Genomic DNA, 7,175 nt, shown 5'->3' on the forward strand with positions numbered 1-7,175 from the left:
GTGGGCGCGACCAGCCCCCACCCACCCGCAGCCGCCATGATCACGCGTACCCCCGAGCTGTGACGCACCCCGGCGTTTGGTCAGCCGCGCTCCCGTCCGTAGAATTCCGCGTTCGGTGACGGGCGCGAGTCGGCGCGCCGCAGGTGATCAGGGAAACGGCAGCGCGATGACGGTGACAGAGGACGGCCCGGCGACCACGGACGAGGCCGTGTACGGCCCCGGTATCGACCCCGAGCGGCTCGCCGTCTGCCTCAGCGTGCTCGAGGAACTCGACACGCTGGACGTCGACCACCCGGACGCGATCACGGTGCGCCGCGCCACCGCAGCCATCTACCGCACGGTGAAGCAGCGCCGTCGCCAGGAGCGCCGCGCAGCGAAGACCGCCCACGACAAGGCGGTCACCGAGGCCACCGCCACCGGCTCCGCCCAGCGCATCGACGACGAGACCGAGGGCATCCTGCCGTCGTCGGTGACCGGGACGGGACAGATCGCGGGGATACTCCAGCGCCCGCGCTCCTGCTATGTCTGCAAGGCCCGCTACGTCGAGGTCGACTACTTCTACCACCAGCTCTGCCAGGACTGCGCCGCCGAGAACCGCGCCCGCCGCGACGCCCGCGCCGACCTCACCGGCAAGCGCGCCCTGCTCACCGGCGGCCGCGCCAAGATCGGCATGTACATCGCCCTGCGGCTGCTGCGGGACGGCGCGCACACCACGATCACCACCCGGTTCCCGAAGGACGCGATCCGCCGCTTCAAGGCGATGGACGACTCCGCGGACTGGATGCACCGCCTGGAGGTCGTCGGCATCGACCTGCGCGACCCCGCCCAGGTCGTCGCGCTCGCCGACCAGCTCACCGACGCGGGTCCCCTCGACATCCTCATCAACAACGCGACGCAGACCGTGCGCCGGCTGCCCTCCGCCTACGCCGCCCTAGTCGAGGGCGAGAGCGCCCCGCTGCCCGCCGGGGAACTGCCCGCCCACCACGTCATCGGCGCCTTCAACTCCGGCGCGGTGGACCGGCTGACGGGACCGGCCGAGCTGCCCGTCGGTACCAGCGGCCTCGACGCGCAGCGCGTCGCCGACCTCGCGCTGGTCGCGGGCAACGCCAGCGTCGCCCGGCACCTCGACGGCACCGCCATCGACGCCGGCGGGCTCGTCCCCGACGTGGTGGACAGCAACACCTGGGTGCAGACCATCGAGCAGATCTCCCCGGTGGAGCTGCTGGAGACCCAGCTGTGCAACTACACCGCGCCGTTCATCCTCATCAGCAAGCTCCGCCCGGCCATGGCCGACGCCGCCCGGAAGGCGCCGAGCGGACGCGCGTACGTGGTGAACGTCTCCGCGATGGAGGGCGTCTTCGGCCGCGGCTACAAGGGCGCCGGCCACCCGAACACCAACGCCGCCAAGGCCGCGATGAACATGGTGACGCGGACCAGCGCCCAGGAGATGTTCCAGACCGACGGCATCCTCATGACCTCGGTCGACACCGGCTGGATCACCGACGAGCGCCCCCACTTCGACAAGCTCCGCCTCGCCGAGGAGGGCTTCCACGCCCCGCTCGACCTCGTCGACGGCGCGGCCCGCGTCTACGACCCGGTCGTCCGCGGCGAGCAGGGCGAGGACCTGTACGGCGTCTTCCTGAAGGACTACGCGCCCGGCAAGTGGTGAGACGCCCTCGCCCGGTCCGACACCAGCTCCAGCACCGTCCTCCAGCACCCCGGCGTCCACTCCCGGGGTGCGGCCCGCCTCGTGTGCGTCCCGCAGCGTCAGCACGTCCTCCGTCAGGGCCGCGTCGGCCCAGCCGCCCGCGTGCAGCCGTACGAGGTCGTCGGGGCCGAGGGCGTGCAGGCGTACGAGACGGGCGACCCGCTCGCCGAGCAGGGGGCGCACCGCGTCGGCGGCCAGGTCGGCGTGGCCGGTGTCGTCACCCGGACGGAGCAGACGGCCGAGGGTGTGCACCAGGCCGGCGACCTGGAGCTCCTTGTCGGCCGGCCGTGCCCTGCGCAGCAACGCGGCGGTGCGCAGGGCGTGCTCGTGCTGATCCCCCGGACGGCTCGGACCGCCGGGACCACCTGGGCCGCCGGGCGCGTCCCTGGCGCCCCGGCACGCGTACAGCAGATCCATCAGCTCGTCGATGCCGCGCAGCTCCATGCGTCGGTCCTCCCGAGTCCGCCCGCGAGAAATGCCGTTGCGACACAGGAGCAGATCATGGTCGGCTTGCTATTCGGCCAACGGGACCTGAACTGCGTGCCGAAGCCGGCGATCCGCTGGAGCCGTGCTGGAGCGCGGAGTTCGGGAACTAGGCCGATCGGGTGGTAGCAAAACGTAATGAAATAGGGCGAATCGCCACACGGCGGCGTGCTGAACGCGGAATGACTCAAGACAGTTACCTCGTGTTTTCAGCCCCATCGAGCAGGCGCCCGCTCATTTGGTTACTCTGTACCGGACGGACAGCCTTATATGGGTTCCACCCACACCCACGGTCCGTCCCGGGACAAGCCGGTCACCACGGTCTGCTCTCACCCAAATGAATCCGGCGCCACCGCGTCCGAACTGACCTCGACTCAGACCCGAGCGGATGTCAGGCGAGCAGCGGCAGGCTGGGCCGACGTCCCGAGGGTGACCCGACACATAAGGAGTGCGCGGTGACACCAGAGAAGACGAATCGCGATCAGCGCCCCAAGGAACGCACCGAAGGCGCCGGCCGGACGAAGAAGGAACTCGGCAGCCTCGACGTGTGGGCCAGGTCCGCCCCCATCCGGCTCGCGGGCTACGAGGACGACCTCGCCGAGCCCCACATCCTGCCCAGCGTGGACTGACCGCTCAGCGCCATCGCGATCGCCGTCTGCATGGGCGTGCCAGACTCACGCCCATGCAGATCAGAGAAGCCACCGCCGAGGACTGGCCGCGGATCTGGCCGTTCTGGCACCGCGTAGTCGCCGCCGGCGAGACCTACACCTGGGACCCGGACACCTCCGAGGAAGCCGCCCGCGCCCTCTGGATGGCCCCCGCCAAGCGTGTGTTCGTCATCGAGGACGGCACCGGGGCGGTCGTCGGCTCCGCCTTCCTCACCCCCAACTACGGTGGTCCCGCCGCCCGGATCGCCAACGCCGGCTTCATGGTCGACCCCGAGCACGGCGGCCGGGGCATCGGCCGCGCGCTCGCCGAGTACGTCCTGGCCGCGGCCAAGGCCGACGGCTACCGGGGGATGGTCTTCAACGCCGTCGTCGAGACCAACCCGGCCGTCCGTCTGTGGACCTCCCTCGGCTTCACCGTCCTGGGCACCGTGCCCGACGCCTTCGAGCACCCTCGGGACGGCAGAGTCGGGCTGCACATCATGTACCGGGCCCTCTAGGGGCAGGCGGGACTTCGCGGACGCGGCCCAGAGGCCGCCCGCGCGTCGGCCGAGGCTGTCTCGGTCCCCGTCAGTCGAGCGGTGCCGTTCGCCGCCATGGGTGCAGCTCCTGCAACTGCTCCGCCACGGCGAGGAGTTCGAGCTCGGAGCCGGGGCGACCCACCAGCTGCACCGCGCCGGGGGTGCCCGACGGCAGCATGCCGAACGGCACCGACATCGCCGGCCAGCCCGTCAGATTCCACGGCGGGGTGAGCGGCGAACAGTACGTGTTCACCAGCAGATTGCGCAGCCACCCCCGCTCGTGCCAGGGCGCGGCGGCAGGCCCTCGCCGGGCCAGCGCCGGCGTGAGCAGCACCTCGTGCTCGGCGAAGAACGGCTCCATCCGCCGGCGCAGTCGCTCCCGCCGGTCGCCCGCCCGGACACCCTTCAGGAAGCGGCGCCCCACCGCGGCGTGCACCCGGGTCCGCCGGGTCAGCCGCGCCGGGTCGAGACCCTCGGCGTCCACCGCCGTCCCCGCGGTCCAGTGCGCCAGCGACGTCGTGCCCAGCCAGAGCGGATACGGCGGGTCGGCGCGCCGCACTCGGTGGCCCGCCCCGGCCAGCGCCTCTGCCGCCCGGCGCGCGGCATCGGCGTACGGGCGGGTCACGGTCACCCCGACCAGGGGACTGCGCACGGAGAGGGCGATACTGCGGGGAGAAGAGGAGGGGGTCGGTTCGCCGGGGTCCGTGCCCGTGAGGACCCGGAACATCAGCCGGGCGTCCTCGACGGTCGTCGCCAGCGGGCCGTTCTCCGACATGCCGAACCAGTCGCCGTGCCCGATGTCCGCCGGGACGACACCGAAGCCCGGCTTCAGCCCTATGAGGCCGCAGTTGGCGGCCGGTATGCGCAGCGAGCCCATCCCGTCGTTGCCGAGCGCGATCGGCACCAGGCCGGCGGCCACCGCCGCCGCGCTCCCGCCGGACGAGCCACCGGTGGTACGGGTGAGGTCCCAGGGGTTGCGGGCGGTGCCGTGCACCCCGTCGGTCGTACCGAAGACACACAGCTCGGGCACGTTCGTCAGGCCCACGACCACCGCGCCCGCCGCGCGCAGCCGGGCCACCGTCACGTGGTCCTCGGCGGCCGGGCCGTCCGGTGTCGCCGCCGACCCGTTGCGTGTGGCCTCGCCCCGCACCGAGAGGTTGTCCTTGACCGCCACCGGGACCCCGGCCAGCGGCAGTCCGCCCAGGTCGGAGCGGGTCGCCACCTCGTCCGCCTCGGCCGTCGCGGCCTCCGCCCGGACGGTGCGGAACGCGCCGACCCGCCCGTCCAGCGACGCGATCCGCGCGAGATGCTCCGCCACGACCTCGCGCGGCGTCACCCGCTTCTCCTGTACGGCGGCGGCGATCTCGGCGGCGGTCCGGCCGACCCAGCTGGTCACGGGGGCTCCCTGTCGATCTGGTGTGCGTGGGAGCACTGTGCCCCCTGGGGCGGCGCCACGTCGAGAGCCATGACCGGGGATCCCCTCCGCATCGACACAGTCATCCGATCACCAGCCTCAACTCCCTTGCGCGGCAGCCCCATTGACAGACGGGGGAAACGCTTCGAGGATGCAGACATCCGATGCCTTCAGGCTGCCTGCGAGGTGGAGCGGTATGGCGTGGTCCAGAGTGGTCGGTGTCCTGGTCGGGCTGGTACTGGTCGCGGCGCCCGTGCCCGCGGTGGCCCGGACGGCGTCCGGACCACCCCCGACCACCGTGCCCGCCCTGTCCGACTGGACGCCCGGGCAGGGGAGTTACCTCTTCGGCTCCGGCAGCCGCATCGTGGCCGGGGACCAGGAGGCCGTCGACGTGGCCCGGACCCTCGCCGACGACCTGCGCGCCGCCGGCCACGGCAGCGTCCCGGTCGTCCACGGCGGCGCACGCACGGGCGACATCGTTGTCGGCGTCGACGCCTCCCGCGCGGCGCTCGGCGCCGAGGGCTACGAACTGCGCGCGGACCGGCGCCTGTCGATCACCGGGCGGACCGGCACGGGCGCCTTCTACGGCACCCGCACCCTGCTGCAACTCCTCGCGCGGGGCGACCGCGTGCCCGCCGGCCACACCGTCGACGTGCCCCGCTACGCCGAACGCGGCGTCGGCGTCTGCGCCTGCTACATCCACATCTCCACCGAGTGGCTGGAGAACCTGGTCCGCGACATGGCGTACCACAAGCTCAACCAGCTCCTGCTGGAACTGAAGGTCAAGAGCGACGCCCATCCCGAGGCCAACACCTGGGGCTACTACACCAAGGACGAGATCCGCCGCCTCGTCGCCCTCGGCGAGAAGTACCACGTCGAGATCGTCCCGGAGATCAACTCGCCGGGGCACATGGACCCCTGGATCGAGAACCGCCCCGATCTCCAGCTCACCGACTCCGACGGCAGGAAACAGCCCTCCCGACTCGACATCACCACGCCCGAGGCGTTCGCCCACTACACCTCCCTGATGGACGACTACGCGGAGGTCTTCACCTCCACCTCCTGGCACATGGGCGCCGACGAGTACATGCTGGGCTCCGACTTCGCCCGGTACCCCCAGGTCCTCGCCTACGCACGCCAGGAGTACGGGGCGAACGCCACCCCGCAGGACGCCTTCGTCGACTTCGTCAACCGCGTCCACGCCCACGCCGCCGACCGGGGCAGGGCGCTGCGCATCTGGAACGACGGGCTCACCGGCGCCAACACCGTCCCGGTCGCGGCGGGCACGACCGTCGAGCACTGGCTGGACGTGGCCGTGAAACCGAGCCGGCTGATCGCCGACGGCCACCCCGTGATGAACGCCGCCTACTCCCTCTACCTGGTCCGCGGCGGCTTCCACACGAACACCAGGAGCCTGTACGAACAGGACTGGGACCCACGCGTCTTCGAGGGGGAGCGGCTCAGCTCGTCCGAGGGCGTCACCGGCGCCAAGATCAGCCTCTGGCCCGACAACGGACGCGGGGAGACGGAGAACGAGGTCGCGGTCGCGGCCGACCCGGCCCTCCGGCACCTCGCCCAGGTCACCTGGGGCGCGGCCCGCCCCGACCCGACGTACGCCGAGTTCACCGCCCGCGCCTCCGCGATCGGGCACGCGCCGGGATGGCGGGACCTGACCCGCGTACCGGTCCCCGACGGGACGTACGCCTTCCGCAGCGGGGCCACGACCGCCGTGTACACGCTGCGCCGCACCCCGGACGGCTACGTCACCCTCGCCACCACCACCGGCAGATGCCTGGAGACGCGCGGCGGCAGGCTCACCCTCAACGTCCCGCTGGAGCCCGGCAGCGCGGTCACCGAGGAGCCCTGCGCCGCCGGCAACACCCTCCAGCGCTGGCAGCTGGAGCCGGCGGCAGGCGGCTACGCGCTCGTCAACGCCATCACCCGGATGGCCGTGCACATCACCGCCGACGGGCGGCTCACGCAGTACCCGCCGGACCAACGGCCCGCGGCCGTCTGGCAGCCGGTCTCCCGCTGAACCGACCCGAGGGGTTCCCGCCCCCGTGCCCCTCTCCCGACGCCTCTTCGTCATGACGGCCGCCACGGCAGCCGCGTCCGGCACCGCCCCCGGCCTCCCCCTCACGGCACCCGCGTCGGCCGCGCACGCTCCGGCCGTGACGGCGTCCGCTCCGGTGGAGCCCGCGTACCGCATCCCCGTCGGACCCGACGACGCCCCCGAGGACCTGGTCCGCAAGGCCTCCCTGATCCGGCCCACCGAGCGGCAGATCGCCTGGCAGCGGCGGGAACGCACCGCTCTCCTGCACTTCGGCGTGTGGCACGGCCAGCAGATCGAGCGCCTCGTCGTGGAGGCGCAGCGGGCCGGCGCC

General features: G+C 72.5%; 6 protein-coding genes and 1 pseudogene. 6 read left to right on the forward strand and 1 reads right to left on the reverse strand.

The annotated features are described in order from the left end of the window. Positions 1-166: 166 nt before the first annotated feature. From AOK15_RS20095 to AOK15_RS20105, 4 genes are all read left to right on the forward strand, one after another. Positions 167-1,669, forward strand: a complete 1,503-nt coding sequence (locus AOK15_RS20095) for an SDR family NAD(P)-dependent oxidoreductase (protein ID WP_055518801.1) — start codon at positions 167-169, stop codon at positions 1,667-1,669. A 141-nt stretch (positions 1,670-1,810) separates the two neighbouring features. Next, positions 1,811-2,320: a hypothetical protein gene (locus AOK15_RS45120; protein ID WP_157870314.1), complete on the forward strand. Its 510-nt coding sequence runs from the start codon at positions 1,811-1,813 to the stop codon at positions 2,318-2,320. Positions 2,321-2,646: 326 nt separating this feature from the next. Beyond that, complete coding sequence (locus AOK15_RS45690; RefSeq protein ID WP_167738834.1) at positions 2,647-2,820, forward strand: hypothetical protein; 174 nt, start codon at positions 2,647-2,649, stop codon at positions 2,818-2,820. A 53-nt stretch (positions 2,821-2,873) separates the two neighbouring features. After that, a complete protein-coding gene (locus tag AOK15_RS20105; protein ID WP_055518805.1) occupies positions 2,874-3,356 on the forward strand; it encodes a GNAT family N-acetyltransferase in 483 nt (160 codons plus the stop codon). A 70-nt stretch (positions 3,357-3,426) separates the two neighbouring features. Here the strand turns inward: AOK15_RS20105 and AOK15_RS20110 are convergent, their stop codons facing one another. After that, entirely contained in the window at positions 3,427-4,773 is a 1,347-nt protein-coding gene (locus AOK15_RS20110) for an amidase (RefSeq protein WP_055518807.1), read from the reverse strand. A gap of 214 nt (positions 4,774-4,987) precedes the next feature. Between AOK15_RS20110 and AOK15_RS20115 the strand changes: the two genes are divergently transcribed. Both AOK15_RS20115 and AOK15_RS46135 read left to right on the forward strand, forming a co-directional pair. Continuing rightward, on the forward strand, positions 4,988-6,826 hold the full coding sequence (locus AOK15_RS20115) for a beta-N-acetylhexosaminidase (protein WP_055518809.1): 1,839 nt from the start codon (positions 4,988-4,990) through the stop codon (positions 6,824-6,826). Between the two features lie 52 nt (positions 6,827-6,878). Further along, positions 6,879-7,175: pseudogene (locus tag AOK15_RS46135) on the forward strand (hypothetical protein); the annotation flags it as partial.

Origin of the sequence: Streptomyces ossamyceticus (assembly GCF_001418475.1) — a bacterium.
GTDB lineage: Bacteria > Actinomycetota > Actinomycetes > Streptomycetales > Streptomycetaceae > Streptomyces > Streptomyces ossamyceticus.